The sequence below is a fragment of the Streptomyces iakyrus genome, from assembly GCF_000717055.1.
In the GTDB taxonomy this organism is placed as follows: domain Bacteria; phylum Actinomycetota; class Actinomycetes; order Streptomycetales; family Streptomycetaceae; genus Streptomyces; species Streptomyces iakyrus.
In genome coordinates, this window is the sequence record NZ_JNXI01000002.1 from 183,865 (window position 1) to 208,397 (window position 24,533).

General features: G+C 73.7%; 6 protein-coding genes. 2 read left to right on the forward strand and 4 right to left on the reverse strand.

The window, feature by feature from the left end; genetic code table 11:
• Window positions 1–55: 55 nt before the first annotated feature.
• The 4 genes from OO68_RS03460 to OO68_RS03475 all read right to left on the reverse strand — a co-directional run bounded on the left by OO68_RS03460 (window position 56) and on the right by OO68_RS03475 (window position 3,616).
• Complete coding sequence (locus OO68_RS03460) at window positions 56–904, reverse strand: ABC transporter permease (RefSeq protein ID WP_033306593.1); 849 nt, start codon at window positions 902–904, stop codon at window positions 56–58.
• On the reverse strand, window positions 901–1,815 hold the full coding sequence (locus OO68_RS03465) for an ABC transporter ATP-binding protein (protein ID WP_063739293.1): 915 nt from the start codon (window positions 1,813–1,815) through the stop codon (window positions 901–903). Before OO68_RS03465 ends, OO68_RS03460 begins: the two co-directional genes overlap by 4 nt.
• A 164-nt stretch (window positions 1,816–1,979) precedes the next feature.
• A complete protein-coding gene (locus OO68_RS03470; RefSeq protein ID WP_033306594.1) occupies window positions 1,980–2,225 on the reverse strand; it encodes an acyl carrier protein in 246 nt (81 codons plus the stop codon).
• A gap of 23 nt (window positions 2,226–2,248) precedes the next feature.
• Window positions 2,249–3,616, reverse strand: coding sequence for a class I adenylate-forming enzyme family protein (locus OO68_RS03475; protein ID WP_033306595.1), 1,368 nt, complete (start codon window positions 3,614–3,616; stop codon window positions 2,249–2,251).
• 254 nt (window positions 3,617–3,870) lie between these two features.
• Here OO68_RS03475 and OO68_RS03480 point away from each other — a divergent pair, with 254 nt between their 5' ends.
• Window positions 3,871–11,709, forward strand: a complete 7,839-nt coding sequence (locus OO68_RS03480; protein WP_051814367.1) for a non-ribosomal peptide synthetase — start codon at window positions 3,871–3,873, stop codon at window positions 11,707–11,709.
• A complete protein-coding gene (locus tag OO68_RS03485) occupies window positions 11,709–24,437 on the forward strand; it encodes a non-ribosomal peptide synthetase (RefSeq protein WP_051814369.1) in 12,729 nt (4,242 codons plus the stop codon). Before OO68_RS03480 ends, OO68_RS03485 begins: the two co-directional genes overlap by 1 nt.
• The last annotated feature ends 96 nt before the right edge of the window (window positions 24,438–24,533 follow it).

Consider the following 24,533-nt stretch of genomic DNA (forward strand, 5'->3'; position numbering starts at 1 on the left):
GCGGCCGCCCTTCGTACGGGGCCGCCGAAAAGGCGTGACGGCCCCGTGACTGCTTTCACTGCATCGCCGCTTTCCGGCGCTCTTCGACGGCCGAGCCGGATTCCTTGCGCGCCATTCGCCGCAGTACCACGGGCGCCAGCAAAAGCCCGAGAGCGGCCCACGCACCGAGTGCGCAGAACGTTTCGACATATCGCCAGGAATCACCGATCTCCACGGCGGCGAACTCGTCCGGCAGCAAGGCGGAACGCATTCCGAGACCGAGCCAGTAGACGGGGAATACCTGGGCGATCCACTGGAGCCATTCCGGCGCCTCGGTGACCGGGAAGAAAATGCCCGATACGCCGAAGAGCGCCAGCAGCGGGAACATGACGATGCCGATGTTGCGCGGGCTGGTGAGCAACGACCCCAGGACGGCGCCGATCGGCATCGTCGCGAGCATCCCGAGCACGAGCACCCAGGCGAGCGTGAACCAGGCGCCGACACTGTCCAGGCGCACCCCGTCGAAGAGGAGGACGCCGGGCACCAGCAGCAGGGCGGTGGTGATCAGGGTCGTCGCCGCCGAGTGGATGATTTTGCCGATCAGATAGGCGACCATGCCGTTCGGGGCGGCCTTCGCCCGCAGCAGCGTGCCGTCCTCCCGTTCCATCAGCAGGTTGAAGGCCACGGCCTGGAAGCCGTTGAAGGCGAGTGTCAGCCCCAGCAGGCCGGCCAGTGTGGTGGAACCGAGCGAGAAGCCGGTGCCGCCGATGTCGGAGCCGCGCCGCAGCAGGGCGACAACGAGCAGGACGACCGGGATGAACAGCATGCCGAGGACGTCCTGGACGCTGGAGAGCGACTGGCGGGTCTCGATCCGGCCCGCCGCCAGTCCGCTGCGGACGGCGGTCGCGGTCGCGGTCACGCTCATGACGACACCTCCGCCACCCGCTCCACGGCCGCCCGGGGTGCGCCCAGCTCCGGGAGTCCGGCGCCGTCCCGGCCGGACTCGGCGGCGTGCACCATGGCCAGGTAGGTGTCCTCCAGGGTGGCCCGGCGGACCTCGAGCTTGTCGACGTCGGCGCCGTGCGCGGCGAACAGCTCACGCACGAACCGGGTCGGGGTCCGGGTCGAGGTGGTGAACCGTTCGCCGTCGCGGACCCAGCGCACCTCGGCGCCCGCCTCCACCTGCCGGGCCAGTTCCTCGGGGGTGGAATCGGCCACGATCCGCCCTCTGGCCAGGATCACGATGCGGTCGGCCAGCCTCTCGGCCTCGTCCAGGTCGTGGGTGGTCAGCAGGATCGTGGTGTCCTCGACCTCGGCGAGCCGGCGCACCAGCGCGTGAAACTCCTGGCGGGCCTCCGGGTCGAAGCCCACGGTCGGCTCGTCGAGGAAGAGCACCTCGGGGCTGCCGACGATGCCGATCGCCACGTCCAGCCGCCGCCGCTGGCCGCCGGAGAGCTGTCCGACGCGCCGGCCGGCCTGCTCGGTGAGCCCGACGGCCTCCAGGAGTTCGTCCACGTCACGCGGGCGGGTGATCCGCTCGGTGGAGTAGGGCGCGTACAGGGAGCCGTAGTGCGCCAGGAACTCGCGGACGGGCCACTTGGCGTGGTCCCGCCAGGACTGGAGGACCACGCCGAGGCGGGCCCGCCAGCTCTCGTCGCCGTGCGCCGGATCGGTGCCCAGCACCCGCACCTCGCCGGCGGAGCGCATCCGGAAGCCCTCGAGGATCTCGATCGTGGTCGTCTTCCCCGCGCCGTTGGGGCCGAGCAGTGCGACGACCTCGCCCCTCGCGACCCGGAAGTTCACTCCGTGCAGGACCGTCGTGGATCCGTAGCTCATGCGCAGGTCGGTGACCTCAATAGCGAGCTCTGCCGCCGTGTCCGCACTCACGTCACTCCCCTCCTTCGCTATCTCATTACAGCGTAAAACGTTAGCACGCGCTCCTCCCCGGTCCCGGCGCGGCGCCGGGACCGGGGAGGGGAAGAGGGGCGCGGCCGGCCGCCTCAGCCGGCCACCTGCTCGGGGAAGCGGTCGAGCAGGTATGCATGGATCTCGTTGACCGAGTTCAGCGTCTGGAGCTCTTCGAACCGGGGATCGAGACGGATGCCGTACCGGTCCTCCAGACAGGCCTGGAGGGTGACCATGGTGAAGGAGTCCATGACGAACTCCGCGTCGTCGCCCACGTCGGCGGACAGTGCCAACGAGCGGCTCTGGGAGAGGATCTCCCTGATCTCATCCTTGCTGATCACTGGCGTTTTCCCTCCAGGTGGGGTCACAGGCCGGCGCGGATCGCGTTCCGGTCGCGGACGAGCTTTCCGGTCTTGTTGCGGGGCAGGGCGCGGGCGGCGAAGAACCGCTTGGGGACCTTGACGGCGCTCAGCCGTTCCCGGCACCAGGCGATCAGCTCGCCCGCCTCCGGTGCCGCCTCGCCCCCGACGTACGCCTCGATCACCTCGTGGTGGAGGACCACCGCCTCGGCGACCGCGGGGTGCGCCCGCAGCACGGCCTCCACCTCGGCGAGGTCGACCTTGAGGCCGCCGATGGTGACGAGCGAGTCCAGCCGGCCGAGGATGCTCAGCTCGCCGGTGGCGTCGTCCGCGGCGAAACGGTCGAAGGTGCGCAGCCACCCGTCCACGTAGCGGTCCGGCTGGTCGTCGAGCGGATACGGCGACCGGTCCAGGCGTACGTACAGCTCCTGGCCGACGATCTTCGTCTCGACCCCGGGCACCGTGCTGCCCAGCACCGGCGGCCGCGGCCCGTGCAGCCCGGCCGCGAGCAGGCCGGTCTCGGTCACGCCGTACACCTGGCTCACACGGACCCCGTACTTGCGGTGGAACTCCTCGTACACCTCGACGGGCAGCCGTTCGCCGCCGGTGACGGCGAGCCGGAGCGCGGGCAGCGGGGGCACCTGCGGGGTTTTGGACAGCAGTTCGAAGTGGGCCGGCACCCCGTAAATCGCCATCGCCCCGGTCTCCCGGGCCGTCCGCAGCACCTCGGCCGGCGTCGGCAGGGGCGGCAGCACCACCGTCGCGCCCTGCCGCAGGGCGTGCAGCACACCGGTGACCAGGCCCATCGTGTGCACGAGGGAGTTGAGCAGCACCAGGCGGTCGCCGGCGCCGGGCAGTTCCGGCAGGGCGGCGTGACGGTCGAGTTCGGCGAGGAGCGACGCGGGGGTGCGGCCGATCACCTTGGGCCGGCCGGTCGAGCCGGAGCTGAACTGGACGAGGCAGGCGTCGGACGCGGCGGGGCGCCCGGAAGGCCTGGGGCCGACGCTGAAGGCGACCTCCTCCTCGAACCCGGTCGCCGGCCCCGGGTGCGCGTCGGAGTCGATCACGTACTGGGGCCGGAGCAGTTCGGCCAGTGGCTCGTACTCGGCGGGTGTCGCCCGGAAGTCGACCAGGAGGACCTGCGCGCCCCGGCTCCACAGGGCGAGCAGCACCCGCAGATAGGTGAGGCTCGGCCTCATGCGGAGCAGAACGGTACTGTTCTCACCTATTCCCTGTTCGCGGAAGACGCGACCGAGTTCGGCCACCGCGGAACGCAGTTCGGATCTGGATTCCGCAGTGCGTGAAATTGCCCAGGGCTGCCGGTCCGCACCGGCGTCCAGCAATGATTCACCCCACCAGGACGCGATTGCCATGCCTCTCCCTCACCGGCTGGAAGAATCGGGAAGTCAACAGGGTGATTATGGGTGCACCAGACGGAAATTCACTGTCCCGCCGGCGGGACAACCGACGCTGCCCGCGGGCCTGCTCACGACATTGACTCCGCGAACCGCCGTGTTAGGTTCGGGCGGTGCCCGGACACCGGGAAACCGGCTCGCACAACAACCGCTTGCATTCTTCCCGCCGACATATCGAAATCAGGCGGCGCTACGCAACCGGAGGCTGAAGATTGTCTGGTCGTGAGCCCGAGGGTGCGATTCTGCCCCTGTCGGCCGCACAGCGTGAGATCTGGTTCGCGGAACAGCGCCTGGAATCGGCGAACAGCGTCTACCGGGTCGGGGAGTACGTGCGCATCGACGGCCCGCTCGACACTGCGCTGTTCGAACGGGCGCTGCGGCAGACGGTCGGTGAAGCCGACGCCCTGCACGTCCGGTTCGCCGAGTCCGGCGACGACGCCCGGCAGTCCGTACGGCAGGTGGCCGACTGGCCGCTGCCGTACGTGGACGCCGGCGACCGGCCGGACCCGGCTGCGGCGGCGACCGCGTGGATGGAGCGCGACCTCCGCAGGCCGATGGACCTCGCCCGCGGGCCGCTGTTCCGGCACGCGCTGATCGGCCTCGGGGACGACTGCCACATCTGGTACCACAGTTATCACCACATCGTCATGGACGCGTTCGGCGCCCAGCTCATCGCCCGGCGGGTGGCGGCGGTGTACACCGCTCTCGCCGCGGGACGGCCGTGCGAGGCGTCGCCGTTCGGGTCCCTGCGCCGGCTGATCCACAGCGACACCGCCTACCGCTCCTCCGAACAGTTCGCCCGGGACCGGGCGTTCTGGACCGGCCTGTTCGCCGACCGGCCGCCGACGCCCCGGCTCGTGGTGCCGTCACGGAGCACGCCGGCGGAACTGCTGCGCAGCACCACCCGACTCGGCCAGGACCGTCTGGAGCGCATCCGCGAGATCACCCGCCGTGCCCGGGTGCCCTGGTCGCAGTTGGCGATCACGGCGGCCGCGGCGTACGTGCACCGGATGACGGGCGCCGATGACGTGGTGGTCGGCCTGCCCGTCGCGGCGCGCACGGACGTCGTGGTGCGCCAGACCCCGGGCATGACCTCCAACGTGCTGCCGCTGCGGGTGCCGGTGCGGCCGGACCTGAGCATCGCCGGGCTGCTGCGTGAGGTGAGCGACCGGGTCCGTGACGTGGTGGCCCACCAGCGGTACCGGGGTGAGGACCTGCACCGGGACATCGCGCTGCCGGACACGGCCGCCGCCCGGTACGCGCCGCTGGTCAACGTCATGTCGTTCGACTACGACCTGCGGTTCGGCGAGCACCCCGCGACCGTGCACAACCTCTCCTCCGGCCTGGTCGGCGACCTGGCGATCGCCGTGTGGGACCGGCGGGACGGCTCCGGCCTCCAGATCGACCTCACCGCCCACCCCGAGGTCTGCGACCGACAGACACTGACGAACCATCAGAACCGGTTCGTTGCCCTGCTGAACGCGGTCACCGAGGCCGACCCGGACTCCCCGATCGGCCGGATCGACCTGCTGACCGCGGCGGAACGCCGCCGGCTCCTGCCGCCCCCGGCCGCTGCGGCCCCCGCGCGCCGCGCCACCCTGCCGGGGCTGTTCCAGGCGCGGGCGCAGGCCTCCCCCGACGCGCCCGCCGTCTCCCTCGGCGGCACGCGACTGACCTACGCGGAGCTGAACTCCCGGGCCAACCGGCTCGCGCGCCTGCTGATCGCCCACGGCGCCGGGCCGGAGAAGATCGTCGCGGTGGCCCTGCCCCGGAGCGTCGAACTGATCGCCGCCCTGCTCGCCGTCACCAAGACGGGCGCGGCCTATCTGCCGCTGGACCCGGCCTATCCGCACGCCCGGCTGGAGCTCATGCTGGCGGACGCCGCCCCGGTGCTGGTCGTCACCGACCGGGACACCGCGCCGGCGCTGCCGTCCGGCGCGCCCACGCTCGTCCTGGACGAGGGCACCACCCCCGGCCTGCTCGACGCGCAGCCGACGACCGACCCCGCCGATGGCGACCGGACCCGCCCGCTGACGCCGGAGCATCCCGCGTACGTCATCTACACCTCCGGCTCCACCGGCCGGCCCAAGGGCGTCCTCGTCACCCACCACAACGTGGTCCGCCTGTTCGACGCCACCCGGGAGCGGTTCGCCTTCGGCGAGCGGGACGTGTGGACCCTGTTCCACTCCGCCGCGTTCGACTTCTCCACGTGGGAGATCTGGGGTGCGCTGCTGCACGGGGGCCGCCTGGTCGTCGTGCCGTACGACGTGAGCCGTACCCCCGCGCGCCTGCTGCGGCTGCTGGCCGACGAGGGCGTGACGGTGCTCAACCAGACGCCGTCCGCCTTCTACCAGCTGCTGCAGGCCGACCGCGAGGAGCCCGCGCACGGCGACCGCCTCGCGCTGCGCACCGTGGTCTTCGGCGGTGAGGCGCTGCGCCCGGACCGGCTGCGCCCCTGGTACGAGCGCCACCCCGACACCGCGCCGGCCCTGGTCAACATGTACGGCATCACCGAGACCACCGTGCACGTCACCCGGCTCGACCTGGACCGCGACCAGGTGGCCGCCGCCGAGACGAGCGTGATCGGCACGGGCCTGAGCGACCTGCGCACCTACGTCCTCGGCCCCGGCCTGCGCCCCGTACCGCCCGGCGTCCCGGGCGAACTCCACGTCGCCGGTGCCGGACTGGCCCGCGGCTATCTGGGCCGTCCGGGGCTGACCGCGCAGCGGTTCGTCGCCGATCCCTACGGGCCGCCCGGCACGCGGATGTACCGCACCGGGGACATGGCCCGCTGGACCGCCGACGGGCAGTTGGAGTATCTGGGCCGGTCCGACGACCAGGTGAAAATCCGTGGGTTCCGCATCGAACCCGGTGAGATCGAGGCGGCCTTCGCCGAGCACGAGGGCGTCGCCCAGGTCGCCGTCCTGGTCCGGCGGGACCGGCTCGACGACGACCGGCTGGTCGCCTACGTGGTGCCCGCCGCCGGAGCCGCGGTGCGGCCGGAGGAGCTGCGCGCGGTCGCCCGTGACCGGTTGCCGGAGCACATGGTGCCGGCCGCGGTGGTCCTCCTCGGCCGGCTTCCCCTCACGCCCAACGGCAAGTTGGACCGAGCCGCGCTGCCCGCCCCGGACCGGGCGTCGGCGGGTGGCCCGCACCAGCCCGCCCGGACCCCGCGCGAGCAGGCCGTGTGCGATCTGTTCGCCGAGGTCCTCGGCGTGGACCGGGTCGGGGCCGGCGACAACTTCTTCGACCTCGGCGGTCACTCGGTGCTGGCGACCCGGCTGACCTCGCGGCTGCGCACGGCGTACGGCGTCGAGCTGAGCCTGCGCTCCCTGTTCGAGGCGGCGACGCCGGCCGCGCTGGCCCGGCTGCTGGACGACGCGGCACCGGCCCGCCCGGCGCTGACCCGGCGGGACCGCCCCGAGGTGCTGCCGCTGTCGTTCGCGCAGAAGCGGCTGTGGTTCCTGCACCGGCTGGACGGGCCGGACGCCACCTACAACACCCCGTTCGTGCTGCGGCTGTCCGGCCGGGTGGACCGGGCCGCGCTGCGCGCCGCCCTCGGTGACGTCGTGGCCCGGCACGAGAGCCTGCGCACCGTGATCCGCGAGCGGGACGGCGTCCCGTACCAGGTCGTGCTGCCGGAGGTGGAGACGCCGTTCACCGCGCGGGACGGCGACCCGGCGGAGCCGCCCGGCCGGGTGGCGGAGGCGGCGCGGCGCCGGTTCGACCTCGCCGCCGAGCCGCCGCTGCGGGCCGAGCTGATCAGCCTCTCGGCCGACGAGCACGTCCTGCTGCTCGTCCTGCACCACATCGCCGCGGACGGCTGGTCGATCGGGCCGCTCTCCCGCGACCTGGCGACCGCCTACGGCGCCCGCAGCCGGGGTGAGCGGCCCGAGCTGCCCGACCTGCCTGCGCAGTACGCCGACTACACCCTGTGGCAGCGCGACCTGCTCGGCGACCCGGACGACGCCGACAGCGTGTTCGCCGCTCAGGTCGCCTACTGGCGACGGCAGTTGGCGGGACTGCCGGAGTGCCTGGAACTGCCCACCGACCGACCGCGGCCTGCCGTCGCCTCGCACCGCGGGGACTACCTCGCCGCCGAGATCGACGCGGACCTGCACCAGCGGCTGCTGGAGATGGCGAGGACCGCGAACGCCAGCCTGTTCATGGTGCTCATGGCGGGCCTCGCGGCCTTGCTGACCCGGCTCGGCGCCGGCACCGACATCCCCGTCGGCACACCGATCGCCGGACGGACCGACCAGGCGCTCGACGACCTGGTGGGCCTCTTCGTCAACACCCAGGTGATCCGCACCGACACCTCCGGCGCCCCGTCGTTCACCGAGCTGGTGGCCAGGGTGCGGGAGACGACGCTGGCCGCCCACGCCCACCAGGACGTGCCGTTCGAGCATCTGGTCGACGTTCTGAGCCCGTCGCGCTCCCTGGCGCACCATCCGCTCTTCCAGGTCGTGCTGGCCCTCCAGAACGCCGCAGACGCCTCCTTCGACCTGCCCGGACTCCAGGTGCGCTCGGAGCTGGGCCGCACCGGCACCGCCAAGTTCGACCTCTTCCTCAGCCTCAGCGAGGAGTACGACGACGGGCGGCCCGCAGGGATCCACGCGCTCGTCGAGTACGCCGACGACCTGTTCGACCCTGAGTCGGTGCTGAGGCTGTGGGACCGCTGGATACGGCTGCTCGACGCCGCGGTCACCGACCCCGGCGCCCCCGTCACCGGTATCGGCCTGCTCACCCCGGGGCAGCGGGAGCGCATCCTCCGCCAGGGCACCGGCCCCGAGCAGCCGGCCCCGGACCGCCCCCTGCCCGCGCTGTTCGAGGCGCGCGCCGCGGCCGATCCGGACGCGGTGGCGCTGGTCGCCGGGGACACCCGGCTGACCCGCTCCGATGTGAACGCCCGGGCCAACCGGCTCGCCCGCGCGCTGCGGGCCCGCGGTGTCCGGCGGGGCGACGCGGTTCTCCTGCGCCTGGACCGGTCCGTCGACGCGGTCGTGGCGATCCTGGCGGTACTGAAGGCGGGCGGCACCTACGTGCCCCTCGACCCCCGGCAGCCCGCAGCGCGGACCGAGCCGATCCTGCGCGACACCCGGCCCGCCCTGCTGCTCACCCATCGGGGCGCGCCCCCGCTCGACGGCGTCCCCCGCCTCGAGCTCGACGACCCGGCCACGGCCGCCGAGTTGGCGGCCGGACCGGCGGCGGACCTCCGCCTCCCGGCGTCACCCGCCGACGCCGCATACGTCATGTACACCTCGGGTTCGACGGGCCGGCCCAAGGGGATCACCGTCACCCACGCGAACGTCGCCGCGCTCGCCTCCGACCCCTGCTGGTCGGACGCCGCGCACGACCGGGTGCTGCTCCACTCGCCGCTTGCGTTCGACGCATCCACCTACGAACTGTGGGTACCGCTGCTGCGTGGCGGCCAGGTGGTGGTGGCACCGCCCGGCGACCTGGACGTGCCCACGCTGGCCGGGCTGATCACGGGGTCGGGGGTCACCGGTCTGTGGCTGACCGCCGCGCTGTTCGACGTGATGGCCGAGCACGACCCCGGCTGCTTCGCCGCTGTCCGGCAGGTATGGGCGGGCGGCGAGGCGCTGTCCCCGGCCGCGGTCGGCCGGGTGCTGGCCGCCTGCCCCGGGACGGTGGTGGTCAACGGCTACGGCCCCACGGAGACCACCACCTTCGCCACCAGCCACGCCGTGCGCGACCTCGCGCCCGACGCCCCGGCCGTGCCGATCGGCCGGCCGCTCGCCGGGACCCGGACCTACGTCCTGGACGCCGGTCTGCACCCGGTGCCCGAGGGAGTCGTCGGCGAGCTGTACATCGCCGGTTCGGGGCCGGCCCGCGGCTACCTCGGGCAGCCTGCGTTGACCGCCCAGCGGTTCGTCGCCGACCCGTTCGGCCCGCCCGGCGCCCGCATGTACCGCACCGGCGACCTGGTGCGCTGGAGCGGCGCGGGGGTGCTGGAGTTCGCAGGGCGCTCGGACGACCAGGTCAAGATCCGCGGTTTCCGCATCGAGCCGGGCGAGATCGAGGCGGTGCTCACCGGGCATCCGGACGTGGTCCGCGCCGCCGTGCTCGCCCGCCCCGACCACACCGGCGGTACGCGGCTGGTCGCCTACCTGGACTCGGCGGCCGACCCCGCCGCGCTGCGGGCGTACGCCGCCGAGCGGCTGCCCGACTACATGGTCCCGGCCGCCTTCGTCCCGCTGCCCGCTCTCCCCCTGACTCCCAACGGCAAGGTCGACCGGGCCGCCCTGCCGGAACCGGCCCTGCCCGTGACGGACCACCGGGAGCCCGGAACGCCCCGGGAGAAGCTGCTGTGCGGGCTGTTCTCCCAGGTGCTCGGCCAGGACCGGATCGGTGCCGACGACGACTTCTTCTCCCTCGGCGGCGACAGCATCCTCTCGATCCGACTGGTCTCCCAGGCCCGCGCCGCCGGCCTGGACGCCGGCGTGCAGGACGTCTTCGAGCACCGTACGGCCGCCCGTCTGGCGGAGGCCCTCGGCGACCTGACGGCGCCGGTGCCGGCCGAGGACTCCGGGTCCGGCGACGGACTCGTCCCGCCCAGCCCGATCATGTGCTGGCTCCAGGACCGCGGCGGCCCGATTGACCGGTTCTCCCAGTCCCTGTTGCTGCGGGCACCCCACCGGTTGGACCGGGACCGGCTCACCGCCGCCGTGGCTGCCCTGACCGACCGTCACGCCGTCCTGCGCGCCCGCCTGACGCGGGAGCCGGACGGGGACCGCTGGGCCCTGGAGATCCGCCCCGCGGGCGCCGTCGACCCGGCCGGTCTGGTCCACGTGGCGGAGCTGCCGTCCACCGGACCGGGCCACGCGGACGTCGTGCGGACGGCCGTCGAGCGGGAGGCCGAGGCGGCGACGGCCCGGCTCTCCCCCCGGGACGGGCGGATGGCCCAGTTCGTCTGGCTGGACGCCGGGCCCGGCCGGGAGGGCAGGCTGCTGATGGTGATCCACCACCTCGCGGTCGACGGGGTCTCCTGGCGCGTCCTGGTGCCCGACCTGCTGGCCTCGCTGGACGGGACCCCGCCGCCCCCGGTCGGTGCCTCCGTGCGCACCTGGTCGCGCACCCTGCACGCCAGGGCCCGGCAGCCCGAGACGGTCGGCGAACTGGCGTGGTGGACACGGGTGGTACGGGAGCCGGACCCCCTGCTGACCGCACGGGCCCTGGACCGAGCACGGGACCTCACCGGCACCGCCGCCCAGTTCACCGCCACCCTGCCGCCCGACGTCACCGAACCCCTGCTCACCAGCGTGCCGGCCGCGTTCCACGCCGGGGTCCAGGACGTGCTGCTGGCCGCATTATCCCTGGCGCTCGGCCACTTCCGCCGCGAGCAGGGACGCGGCGAGGGCAGCGCCGTCCTGATCGACGTGGAGGGGCACGGCCGCGACGAGGACGGCAGCGGGATCGATCTCTCCCGCACCGTGGGCTGGTTCACCAGCCTGTACCCGGTCCGGCTGGACCCTGGCGCACACGCGTGGGAGGGCGTGACCGCCGGTGCGCCCGGAACCGCGGCCGCGGTCAAACGGGTCAAGGAGCAGATGCGCGCCGTCCCCGCGCACGGCCGGGGCTTCGGCCTGCTGCGCTATCTGAATCCCGGCACCGCGGCCGAGCTGGCCGCGGCAGCCGTCCCGCAGATCGGCTTCAACTACGTGGGGCGGTTCCCGGCGCCCGGCACCGCGATCGTCCGGGAGCACCCCGAATGGCGGGTGGCGAACGAGATCGGGCTGGTCGGCGGCAGCGACGCCGCCCTCCCCCTGGCGCACGGCCTGGAGGTCGACGCGGCGGTGCGCGACCACCCGGACGGGCCGCGCCTGACGGCCACGTGGCGGTGGGCGTCCGGGATGTGGCCCGAGCCGGACGCACGGACCGTCGCGGAGTACTGGTTCCAGGCCCTGCGCGGCCTGGCGCGCCATGGCTCCGCACCGGGGGGCGGCGGTTTCACCCCGTCCGACTTCCCGCTCGTCGGACTCGCTCAGCACGATGTCGAACAGCTCGAGGACATGTGGAGGGCTCGGTAATGACCCGCGGCAATCTGGTCGACATCCTCCCGCTGACACCGATGCAGGAGGGCATGCTCTTCCACGCGCTGTACGACGTGGACGGCCCCGATGTGTACATGGTGCAGCAGGTCTTCGACCTCACGGGTCCGCTGGACCCCGGGCGGCTGCGCGCCGCTGCGCAGGCGCTGGTGACCCGGCATCCCAATCTGCGTGCGGCGTTTCCCCAGGTGACGGACGGTCAGCCGGTACAGGTGATCCCGGCCGAGGTGGCCGTGCCGTGGACCGAGGAGGACCTGAGCGGGCTGCCGGAGGCGGAAGCGCGCGAGGAGCTGGACCGGCTGGGCCGGGAGGACCACCGGCGCCGCTTCGACCTGGCGCGGCCCCCGCTGCTGCGGTTCACGCTGGTCCGGCTCGCGGCGGAGCGGCACTGCCTGCTTCTGACCAGCCATCACATCCTGCTGGACGGCTGGTCGACACCGATTGTGGTCCGGGAACTGTTCACCCTGTACGCCCGTGACGGAGACGCCGGCGCCCTGCCGAGGGTGACGCCGTTCCGGGACTTTCTGGCCTGGCTGGGCCGGCAGGACCGGGCGGCGGCCGAGGAGGCATGGCGCCGTGAGCTGGCCGAGGTGGACCAGGCGACCCGCCTGGCCCCGGCCGATACAGCGCGCGTTCCCCGGCTCCCCGAGCGGGTGGTGACCGAGGCGCCGGAGGAGCTGACCGCGGCGCTGCGAGCGCGGGCGCAGGGGCTCGGCGTGACGGTGAACACCCTGCTCCAGGCCGCGTGGGGGCTGGTGCTGAGCCGTACGACCGGGCGCCGGGACGTGGTGTTCGGCGCCATCGTCTCCGGCCGTACCCCGCAGTTGCCCGGCGTGGAGTCGATGGTGGGCCTGTTCATCAACATCGTCCCTGTGCGGGTGCGGGTCGCGCCGGAGCGGTCGCTGTCGGAGCTGATCGGCGAGGTGCAGCGCGGCCAGTCCGCACTGACCGCGCACCACCATCTGGGGCTGTCGGACATCCAGCGGGCGGCGGGTGTACCGGAGCTGTTCGACACGATGATGGTGTTCGAGAACTACCCGTGGGACGGGCCCGCACAGGACGTCGCCGCCGGTCTGGGCACCGAGGTGCGGGTGGCTCCGGCCCTGGAGCGTGGCCGGGACGCCACCCACTTTCCGCTGACCCTCGTCGCCGCGCCGGGCCGGCGGTTGTACCTGCGGCTGGACCACCGCGACGACCTCTTCGACCGGGCGACCGCGCAGGCTCTGCTTGACCGGCTCCTGCTGGTCCTCACCGCCGTGGCCGAGGATCCCGGCACGCTCACCGGGCGGGTCGACGTGACCAGCGCCGAGGAGCGCCGTCTGCTGTTGGAGACCTGGAACGACACCCGGCGCGACGGGGAACTGCCGCTGCTGCCCGACTGGTTCCAGGCGCAGGTCGCCGCCACCCCGGACGCTCCCGCCGTCCGCTTCGGCGACGAGACCCTGTCGTACGCGGAGCTGAACCGGCGCGCCAACCGGCTCGCGCACGCCCTGATCCGGCGCGGGGTCGGACCGGAGAGCATCGTCGCGCTCGCCCTGCCCCGCTCGTCCGCGCACATCGTCGCCCTGCTGGCCGTCGTCAAGGCCGGCGCCGCGCACCTGCCGCTCGACCCGGAGCATCCGGCCGCGCGCATCCGGTACATGCTCGCGGACGCCCGCCCGGCCGTCCTGCTCACCGGCGTCGGGACCCGGGCCGCGATACCGGACGACGACCCGACTCCCGTGCTGGTCGTGGACGATCCGCGCACCGCCGCCCGGATCGGCGGCTGCCCGGACACCGACCCCTCCCCCGCCGAGCGGCCGCGGCCGCTGACGCTCGCGAGCCCGGCGTACGTCATCTACACCTCGGGGTCGACGGGCCGGCCGAAGGCGGTGCAGATGACCGGGCTGGGCGTGGCGAACATGCTGCGCTGGCACCACGACCAGCTCGGTGGCGGCCCCGGCACCCGCACCGCGCAGTTCACCGCGATCAGCTTCGACGTGTCCGTGCAGGAGGTGCTCTCCGCGCTGCTGTTCGGCAAGACGCTGGTGGTGCCCGACGAGGACACCCGCCGCGATCCGCGGCGCTTCGCCGCCTGGCTCACCGAGCACCAGGTGGACGAGATCTTCGCCCCCAGCACTGTCCTGGAATCCCTCGCCGAGGCGGCCACCGAGGCGGGCCTGCGCGTCCCGTCACTGGGACAGATCGCCCAGGCCGGTGAGGCGCTCACGCTCAGCCGGCAGCTGCGGGCCTTCCACGAGCACACCCCGCGCCACCTGCACAACCACTACGGGCCCACCGAGGCCCAGGTCCTCACCGCCCACACCCTGCCCGCAGACCCCGCCGAATGGCCCGCTGTCGCGCCCCTGGGCCGGCCCATCGACAACGTGCGCGTCTACCTCCTGGACGACGCCCTGCGCCCGGTGCCGCCCGGCGCGACCGGCGAGCTGTACACCAACACGGTCGGCCTGGCCCGCGGCTACCTCGGCCGGCCCGCGCTGACGGCCCAGCGGTTCGTCGCCGACCCCTACGGCCGGCCCGGCGACCGCATGTACCGCACCGGCGACCTCGCCCGCTGGACGCCGGACGGGCACCTGGAGTTCCTGGGCCGCGCCGACGACCAGCTCAAGGTCCGCGGCTTCCGCATCGAGCCCGGCGAGATCGAGGCGGCGCTGACCGAGCACTCCGACGTGGCGCAGGCCGCCGTCCTCGTGCGCCAGGACCAGCCCGGCGACCAGCGGCTGGTCGCCTATGTGGTGCCCGTCGCGGACCGCGCGCCGGACCCGCACGTCCTGCGCGGCTTCCTGCGGGACCGGCTGCCCGACTACATGGTCCCCGCGGCCGTCGTGCCCCTCCCCGCGCTCCCCCTCACTCCCAACGGCAAGCTCGACCGCGCCGCCCTGCCCGCACCCGACCTCACCCGGGGCGGCACCGGCCGGGACCCGCACACCCCGCAGGAGCAGATCCTGTGCGATCTGTTCGCGCAGGTCCTGGGCCTGCCCCGGGTCGGTTCCGACGACGACTTCTTCGACCTGGGCGGCCACTCCCTGCTCGCCACCCGGCTCGCCGCCCGGATCCGGGCCACCTTCGGCGCCGAGACCGGGGTGCGCGCCGTCTTCGAGGCTCGCACCCCGGCCGCGCTGGCGCAGCGGCTGGACGACAGCGGCCCGGCCCGCCCGGCGCTGACCCGGCGGGCGCGCCCGGAGGTGCTGCCGCTGTCGTTCGCCCAGCGGCGGCTGTGGTTCCTGCACCAGCTGGAGGGGCCGAGCGCGACGTACAACATCCCGCTCGCGCTGCGCTTCACCGGCGTTCTCGACCATGCCGCGCTCCGGGCCGCCCTCGGTGACGTCGTCGCCCGCCACGAGAGCCTGCGCACCGTCTTCCCGCAGACCGGCGGCGTCCCCACCCAGCGCGTCCTCGACCCCGAGGGGGCCGTCCCGCCGCTGCCCGTCACCCGGGCCACCGCGAAGACCCTGCCGGAGCTGCTCACCGCGGCGGCCCGGCACGCGTTCCTGCTGGACTCCGAATGCCCGGTGCGGGCCGAGCTGTTCGCCCTCGCGCCCGACGAGCATGTCCTGCTGCTGGTCCTGCACCACATCGCCGGCGACGGCTGGTCGCTGAGCCCGCTCGCGGCCGACCTCACCCGCGCCTACGCCGCGCGCGCCGAGGGGACCGAACCCGCCTGGCCGCCGTTGCCCGTCCAGTACGCCGACTACACGCTGTGGCAGAACGACCTGCTCGGCGAGCACGACAACGACGACAGCCTGCTCGCCCGGCAGGTCGCCTACTGGCGGGCCACGCTGGACGGCCTGCCCGAGCAGGTGACGCTGCCGGGCGACCGGCCGCGCCCGTCGGCCGCCTCGTACGCCGGCGACTATGTCGAGGTGGGGCTGGACGCGGACCTGCACCGCGCCCTCGCCGGCCTGGCCCGGCGCAACGGCACCACGGTGTTCATGGTGCTCCAGGCCGGTCTGGCCGCGCTGATGACGCGGATGGGCTGCGGCACGGACATCCCGATCGGCAGCCCGATCGCCGGGCGCACCGACCAGGCCATGGACGACCTGATCGGGTTCTTCGTCAACACCCTGGTGCTGCGCGCCGACACCTCCGGCAATCCGACGTTCACCCAGCTGCTGCGGCGGGTGCGGGACACGGCGCTGAACGCGTACGCCCATCAGGACGTGCCGTTCGAGTATCTGGTGGAGGTGCTCAATCCGGCCCGCTCACTGGCCCATCACCCGCTGTTCCAGGTGATGCTGGCGTTGCAGAACGCGCCGGAGGGCCGGTTCGAGCTGCCCGGGGTGGAGGTCGCGGTCTCCCAGGCGCGCACCGGCACCGCCAAGTTCGACCTGTTCTTCAGCCTGATGGAACGCACGACGGACGACGGGGCGCCGGACGGCATCGAGGGCGCAGTGGAGTACTCCGGTGACCTGTACGAACCGGCCACGGTCCGTGCCCTGTTCACCCGCTGGAAGCTACTGCTGGCCGCCGTCGCGGACGCCCCGGACCGTCCGATCGCGGACATCGACGTGCTGACGGCCGCCGAGCGCGAGCAGGTCCTGCGCGCGTGGAACGACACCTCGGTGCCGGTCGCGCCGCAGCCGCTGCCGGCGCTGCTGGCGGAGCGGGTGGCGGCGACGCCCGACGCCGTCGCCGTGGTGGCCGACGGCGCCACGCTGACGTACCGCGAGCTGGACGATCGGGCGAACCGGCTGGCCGGGGAGATCCTGGCGCACGGCGGCGGGCCGGGCATGGTGGTCGCCCTGGCGCTGCCGCGCACGGAGGTGCTGCCCGTCGCGCTGCTGGCGGTGCTGCGGGCCGGCGCGGCCTATCTGCCGCTCGACACCGAGTACCCGGCGTCCCGGCTGGACTTCATGCTGCGCGACGCCCGGCCGGCAGTGCTGCTGACCACCCAGGCCACCGGCAAGCTGGTGCCCGACGTCGAGGGCCTGGCGCGGATCACGCTGGACGACCCGGGGACGGTGGAGGCCGTGCGGGCCCGCCCGGCTGCCCCGCCGCGGGTCCGGATCGCGCCGGGGCAGCCGGCGTACGTCCTCTACACCTCGGGGTCGACCGGCACCCCCAAGGGTGTGGTCGTACCGCACGAGGCGCTGGCGAACTTCCTGCACGCGATGGGGCGGCTGGTGCCGCTCACCCCGGAGGACCGGCTGCTGGCCGTCACCACGGTCTCGTTCGACATCGCCGCCCTGGAGATCTGGCTGCCGCTGCTGCGGGGCGCCCGGGTCGTCCTCGCTCCCCGGGACGTGGTGCGGCAGCCGTCGGCGCTGCTGGAGTGGGTGTCCACGCAGGGCATCACCGTCATGCAGGCGACCCCGTCTCTGTGGCGGACGCTGGTGGCGCACGACCCGGCGCCGCTGCGCGGGCTGCGCGTACTGACCGGCGGCGAGGCGCTGCCCGAGCGGCTGGCGGCGGACCTGGCCGGGCTGGGCGAGGTGCTGAACCTGTACGGGCCGACCGAGACGACGATCTGGTCGACCGCGAGCCGGGAGACGGGGACGCTGCCCCCGCTGATCGGCACGCCGATCGACAACACCCGGGCGTACGTGCTCGACGCGCGCCTGCGGCCGGTGCCGCCGGGTGTCGTCGGGGACCTGTATCTCGCCGGGACCGGACTGGCCCAGGGCTATCTGCGCCGGGCGGGCCTGACGGCCTGCCGCTTCGTGGCCTGCCGCCACGGGGCACCCGGTGAGCGGATGTACCGCACCGGGGACCTGGCCCGCTGGACCGGCGACGGGCAGCTGGAGTTCGCCGGCCGCGCCGACGACCAAGTCAAGCTGCGCGGCTTCCGGATCGAGCCCGGCGAGATCGAGCGGGTCCTCGACGGACAGCCCGGGGTGCGGCAGGCCGCCGTCACCATGCGCGAGGACCGGCCCGGCGACCTGCGGCTGGTGGCGTACGTCGTGCCCGGTACCACGCCGGAGGCGCGGGAAGAGGGCGCGGAGCGGCACCAGCTGGAGGACTGGCGGGTGCTGTACGACTCGGTGTACGCGGGAGCCGCGAAGGCACCGTTCGGCGAGGACTTCGCCAGCTGGAACAGCAGTTACACCGGCGAGCCCATCCCGCTCCACGAGATGCGGGAGTGGCGGGCGCACACGGTGCGGCGGATCCTGGACCTGCGGCCTCGCCGCGTCCTGGAGCTCGGCGTGGGCACGGGCCTGCTGCTGTCCCGGATCGCGCCGCACTGCGCGGAGTACTGGGGCACCGACTTCTCCGAGCACGTCATCGGGGAACTGGGCCGGCACGTGGCGGCCGACGCGGCGCTGCGCAAGCGGGTCACGCTGCGGGTGCAGGCGGCGCACGACCCGAGCGGGCTGCCGGCCGGGCACTTCGACACGATCGTGCTGAACTCCGTCGTCCAGTACTTCCCCAGCGCCGACTACCTGACCGAGGTCCTCGCCGCCGCGACCCGCCTGCTGGCGCCCGGCGGCACGCTGTTCGTCGGAGACGTGCGCAACGCGCGGCTGCTGCGGGCTCTGAAGACCGGTGTCCACGCGCACCGGATGTCCGGGCCGCCGGACCTCGCAGCGCTGCGCCGAGAGGTCGAGCACGACCTGATGACGGAGAAGGAACTCCTCGTCGACCCGGACTTCTTCGCCGCGCTCGCCGAGAGACTGCCGGACATCGGCGCGGTAGGCGTGTCGCTGAAGGAGGGGTCCTACGACAACGAGCTGAGCCGTTACCGCTACGACGTGACGTTGCACCACCGGGGCGCGCGCACGACCGACGTCCGGGACGCCCCCGCGGTGCCCTGGGACGATCTCGGCGGCCTGGCGGCCGTCCGCGCACATCTGGCCGAGCGGCGCCCGGAGCGGCTGCGGCTGACCGGTGTCCCCAACGACCGGGTCGCGGCCGAACTGGCGCTGGCCGAGGCCATCCGCACCGGGGACAGCCCGGTGGTGCCCGCGCCCACCGTGGACCTGGCGGACCTGCACCGGCTGGGTGCGGAGCTGGGCTACCGCACGGCGGCGGCCTGGTCGCCGCAGCCCCGCCTGGTCGACTTCGTGCTGGCCCGCGGGGACGCCCCGCTCACCGGCACCTGCCCGTCGGCGTCCGGGCCGCGCGCCGCGCTGTCGGCCCTCACCAGCGACCCGATGGTGCCGCGCGCCAACGGCACGCTGATGGCGCGGCTGCGCCGACACGTGGAGCGGACCCTGCCGGCCTCCATGGTGCCCAGCGCGTTCGTGCCGATCAGCGCGCTGCCGCTGACCGCCAACGGCAAGCTGAACCGGGCCGCGCTGCCCGCGCCGATGGTGACCGCCGACGGCACCGGACGCGAACCGCGCACCCCCCAGGAGCAGATCGTGTGCGATCTGTTCGCACAGGTCCTGGGCCTGCCCCGGGTCGGTGCCGACGACAGCTTCTTCGAGCTGGGCGGGCACTCACTGCTCGCCACCCGGCTGATCGCCGCGATCCGCGCCACGTTCGGCGTCGAGCTGGCCCTGCGGGCGCTGTTCGAGGACGCCACCCCGGCGGCGGTGGCGGCGAGACTCGACAGCGCCGCGCCGAGCCGGCTGCGGCTCGTCCGCCGGGACCGGCCCGAGCGGCTGCCATTGTCGTTCGCCCAGCGCAGGCTGTGGTTCATCCACAAGCTGGAGGGGCCCAGCCCGACGTACAACATCCCGCTCGCGCTGCGCCTGACCGGGTCCTTGGACCAGGAGGCGCTGCGGGCGGCACTCGCCGACGTCGTGACGCGCCACGAGAGCCTGCGCACGGTCTTCCCGGAGAGCGGCGGAGTGCCGTGGCAGCGGGTGCTGGATCCCGCGGAGGCGACCCCGGCGGTGGGGGTGGTGGCCACCGACCAGGAGGCCCTTTCCGCGCGGCTGGACGCCGCCGCCCGCCAGGGCTTCGACCTGGCCGCCGAACCGCCCCTACGGGTGCGTCTGTTCGCGCTGTCCGCCGAGGAGCACGTGCTCCTGCTGGTGGTGCACCACATCGCCGGTGACGGCTGGTCGCTGAGCCCGCTGGCCCGTGACCTGGCCCGGGCGTACGAGGCACGGTGCCGGGGCGAGGCCCCGTCCTGGGCGGCGCTGCCGGTGCAGTACGCCGACTACACGCTGTGGCAGAACGACCTGCTCGGCGACCAGGGCGACGCGGACAGCCTCTTCGCCACGCAGCTCGACTACTGGGTGCGGCGGCTGCGCGCCCTGCCGGAGGAACTGCGGCTGCCCACCGACCGTCCGCGGCCGGCCGTGGCCTCCTACCGGGGCGACTACGTCAGGGTCGGCATCGACGCGGAGCTGCACCGGCGGATCGCGGAGCTGGCCCGTGAGTCCGGCGCGACGGTGTTCATGGTGCTCCAGGCCGGACTGGCGGCGCTGCTGTCCCGGCTGAGCGGCAGCTCGGACATCCCCGTCGGCAGCCCGATCGCCGGGCGCACCGACCAGGAACTCGACGACCTGGTGGGCTTCTTCGTCAACACGCTGGTGCTGCGCACCGACACCTCTGGGCGGCCCAGCTTCCGCGAGCTGATCGCCCGGGTGCGCGACACCGCGCTGGGCGCGTACGCCCATCAGGATGTGCCGTTCGAGTACCTGGTGGAGAGGCTCAACCCTCCGCGTTCGCTCGGCCGGCACCCGCTGTTCCAGACGATGCTGGCGCTCCAGAACGCGCCGGCAGGCTCCTTCCAGCTGCCCGGGCTGCGCGTCGACATCGAGCCGGGGCGCACCGGCTCGGCCAAGTTCGACCTGTTCTTCAGCCTGTCGGAGCACCTCGACGACACGGGCGGCGCGCAGGGCATCACCGGCGTGGTCGAGTACGCGAGCGACCTGTACGACGCCGGCACGATCACCGACCTGTTCGACCGCTGGGTGCGGCTGCTGGCGTCCCTGGTGGCTGCGCCGCACCGGACCATCGGCTCGGCCGATCTGCTCACCGCGCGGGAGAGCCTGCTGCTGGAGCGGCACAACGACACCGACCGGCCCGCGGTCGAGGCCGGTCTGCCGGAGCTGTTCGACGCCCAAGTGGTTGAGCGCCCCGACGCACCGGCCCTGGTGCACGGTGACCGCGAGATCGGCTACCGGGCGCTGAGCGAGGCCGCCGAGCACGTCGCGGCGGTGCTGGCGCGGCACGGTGTGCGCCGGGCGGACACGGTGGCGCTGCTCATGCCGCGCTCTCCCGGCCTGGTCGCCGCGGTCCTCGGCATCCTCAAGGCGGGCGCCGCCTATGTGCCGCTTGACCCGCGCTACCCGGCGGCCCGGACGCGGACGGTACTGGCCGAGACGGGGGCCCGGGTGCTGATCACCGACCGGCCACCGGCGCCGGAGTCGCTCCCGGAGGGCACCACGGTCGTCCTCATCGGCACCGACCTCGGTGACGGCTTCCTCCCTGGGGATGGCACTCCCGTCGCCGCCCCGGCCGAGCGGCCGGGTCCGGACGACCTGGCGTACATCATGTACACCTCCGGCTCCACAGGCAGCCCCAAGGGCATCGGGGTCACCCACCGCAACGTGGCCGAGCTGGCGACCGACCCGCGCTGGCGCACCGACGCCCAGCGGCGGGTGCTGCTGCACTCGTCACCGGCGTTCGACGCGTCGACGTACGAGCTGTGGGTGCCGCTGCTCACCGGTGGCACCGTGGTGATCGGCCCGGACGGGGATCTCGACCTGCACGCGCTCGCCGACACGATCGTGCGGCAGCGGGTCACCGGTCTGTGGCTGACCAGTTCGCTGTTCACGCTGGTGGCCGAGAGCATGCCCGCGTGCCTCGCCGCGGTCCTGCAGGTGTGGACCGGCGGTGAGGCGGTGTCACCGCACGCGGTGCGCGCCGTGCTGGCGGCCTGCCCCGGCCTGGTCGTCGTCAACGGGTACGGGCCGACCGAGACGACCACCTTCGCCGCGAGCTGGCCGGTCGAAGCGCTGCCCGCCGACGCCACGTCGGTGCCGATCGGGCGCCCGATGGCCAACACCCGGCTGTACGTACTGGATCCGGACCTGCGCCCGGTTCCGCCCGGGGTGGTCGGTGAGCTGTACATCGCCGGCACCGGTCTCGCCCGGGGCTATGAAGGCCAGGCGGGCCTGACCGCCCGGCGGTTCGTCGCCGACCCTTTCGGCAAGCCGGGTACACGCATGTACCGGACCGGGGACCTGGTGCGGTGGACGGCGGATGGCGCCCTGGACTACGTCGGGCGCGGCGACGACCAGATCAAGCTGCGCGGCTTCCGCATCGAGCCGGGAGAGGTGGAGAGCGTGCTGCTGCGCCACCCGGCCGTGGGGCAGGCGGCGGTGCTGGTCCGCGAGGACCGGCCGGGCGATCCGCGCCTGGTGGCGTACGTGGTCCCCGACCCGGAGGCCGCGGAGCACGACGAGACGGCCGAGCAGGACCAGGTGCAGGACTGGCAGGGGATCTACGAGTCCTTGTACGCCACGCCGACGGCCGCGTTCGGCGAGGACTTCTCCGGCTGGAACAGCAGCTACGACTCCGCGCCCATCCCCTTGGAGGAGATGCGCGAGTGGCGCCGTGAGACAGTGGCCCGCATCCGGCGGCTGCGGCCGAGCCGGGTGCTGGAGATCGGCGCCGGTACGGGCCTGCTGCTGTCGCGGCTCGCCCGGGACGCGCGGGAGTACTGGGCCACGGACTTCTCCCCGGCGGTCGTCGAGACGCTGCGCGGTCACGTGGCCTGCGAGCCCCAGCTGCGCGAGCGGGTGCGGCTGCGGGTCCTGGCCGCCCACGAGACCGGGGATCTGCCGGAGGGCCACTTCGACACCGTGGTGCTCAACTCGATCGTGCAGTACTTCCCGAGCGCCGAGTATCTGCTGCGGGTGATCGAGTCGGCCATGCGGCTGCTGGTTCCGGGCGGCGCCCTGTTCCTCGGCGACGTACGCGATCTGCGTCTGCACCGCATGCTCACCTCCGCGGCACTGGCCCGCAAGGTGCACGACCGGCACGACCGCGCGAGCCTGCGGCGGGCCGTCGAGCGCGCCCTGGTGATGGAGAAGGAACTGCTGGTCGCACCCGAGCTGTTCACCGTGCTGGGCGAGCACGTCGACGGCCTCGCGGGTGCCCGGGTCGAGGTGAAGCGGGGCACCTTCGCCAACGAGCTGACGCGGTACCGCTACGACGTCACGCTCTTCAAGGACGGCGGTACGCCGCTCACCTCGGCGCGCGAGATGCCCGTCGTCGCGTGGGACGACGCGACCGGGCTGGCCGGGCTGGACGAGGCGCTCCGCCGAGTGCGGTCGCCGCTGCGGGTCACGGGGGTGCCGAACGAGCGCCTGGCCGAGGACGCGGCCGTCGAGGCGGCGATCCACGAACACGACCAGGAGGTGCCGGGGGACGCTCCGCCGCTCGCGGCGATGGACGAGCTGGCCGCCCGGCTCGGCCTCGCCGCGCACGTGACGTGGTCGGCCGATCCCTGCCGCCTGGACGTGGTGTTCACCGAGCGGGATCCCGCGTGTCCGGTGGTCGACCTGTACCGGCCGCGGTCCCCGCTGGCCACCGGCACGCCGCTGACCCGCTGGGTGCGGGCGCCGCTGACCGCGCGGGCGGCGGGCGCGCTGGTGGGCAGTGTGCTCGAACACGTACACCGGCAGCTGCCGGAGTACATGGTGCCCGGCGCGGTGGTGCCGCTCAGCCGGCTGCCGCTGACCCGCAACGGCAAGCTCGACCGGTCGGCGCTGCCCGCCCCCGATCTCGACTCCGGCCTCGACGGCCGCGCTCCGCGGCTGCCGCAGGAAGAGCTGATGTGCGAGCTGTTCGCCGAGGTGCTCGGCCTGCCCCGGGTCCAGGTCGACGACGACTTCTTCCAGTTGGGCGGCCACTCGCTGCTGGCAGCCCGGCTCAAGGCCCGGATCCGCGCGGCCTTCGGCGTGGACGTGGGACTGCGCGCGCTGTTCGAGACGCCGACCCCGTCCGGCATGGCCGGACGCCTCCGGACCGCCGCTACCGGCGACGGCTACGAGGTGATGCTGCCGCTGCGCCCGCGGGGTGAGCGCGAGGCACTGTTCTGTGTGCATCCCGGCGGCGGCATCAGCTGGTCGTACGCCGGTCTGCTGAAGCATCTCGCCCCAGAGCGGCCGGTCTACGGGATCCAGGCGCGCGGTCTGGGCAAGCCCGGACCCCGCCCGGACACGCTGGAGGCGATGGCGGCCGACTACGCCGACGAGATCCAGCAGGTCCAGCCCGCGGGCCCCTACCACCTGCTCGGCTGGTCGTTCGGCGGGGTGGCGGCCTACGCGGTGGCCGTGGAGCTGCGGCGCCGCGGGGAGCGCGTGGGGGTGCTCGCCGTCGTGGACGCCTGCCCCGGCTGGAAGGGGCTGACCCATGACGACGTCCCCGAACTGGACGAGGAGGATCTGCACGACCATCTGACCTACCTCGTGGGGCTGGTCGACGAATCGTTCGCACTGGGCGAGGGGGAACGGCTGACGTTCGAGCGCACCAAGGAGATCCTGCGGCAGCGGGGCAGTGCGCTGGCGAACCTCGGGGAGGAGCAGCTGCGGGCGATCATGGAGATCTCCGCCAACAACACCCGGCTGCTCATCGACTACCGCCCCGAACGTCTGGCCGCCGACCTGCTGCTGCTGACCGCCGACGACCAGCAGGAGCCGTCGCGGACCCACCGCGCGTGGACGCCGTACGTGGAGGGGCGCATCGAGCGGCACGCCCTGCCGGGCGAGCACGGCACCCTGCTGAACCGGGAGGCCTCGCTGGAGGCGATCGGCCGGCTGGTCGGGGAGAAACTCGCCGCTTACACCGACGGCCAGGGGTGACCGGTGCCGCCTCGCAACCCTGCGCCGACAGCTCCTTATGCCGTAAAGTGTTGTGGGCAAGAGGGTTGCGGGAGATGTCATGGCCGGGGCGGCCGC

Bases quoted from the DNA above. Each gene is read 5' to 3' on its own strand.
- OO68_RS03485 (WP_051814369.1), top strand. From the start codon at position 11,709: ATGACCCGCGGCAATCTGGTCGACATCCTCCCGCTGACACCGATGCAG.
- OO68_RS03460 (WP_033306593.1), bottom strand. From the start codon at position 904: ATGAGCGTGACCGCGACCGCGACCGCCGTCCGCAGCGGACTGGCGGCG.
- OO68_RS03465 (WP_063739293.1), bottom strand. From the start codon at position 1,815: ATGAGCTACGGATCCACGACGGTCCTGCACGGAGTGAACTTCCGGGTC.
- OO68_RS03475 (WP_033306595.1), bottom strand. From the start codon at position 3,616: ATGGCAATCGCGTCCTGGTGGGGTGAATCATTGCTGGACGCCGGTGCG.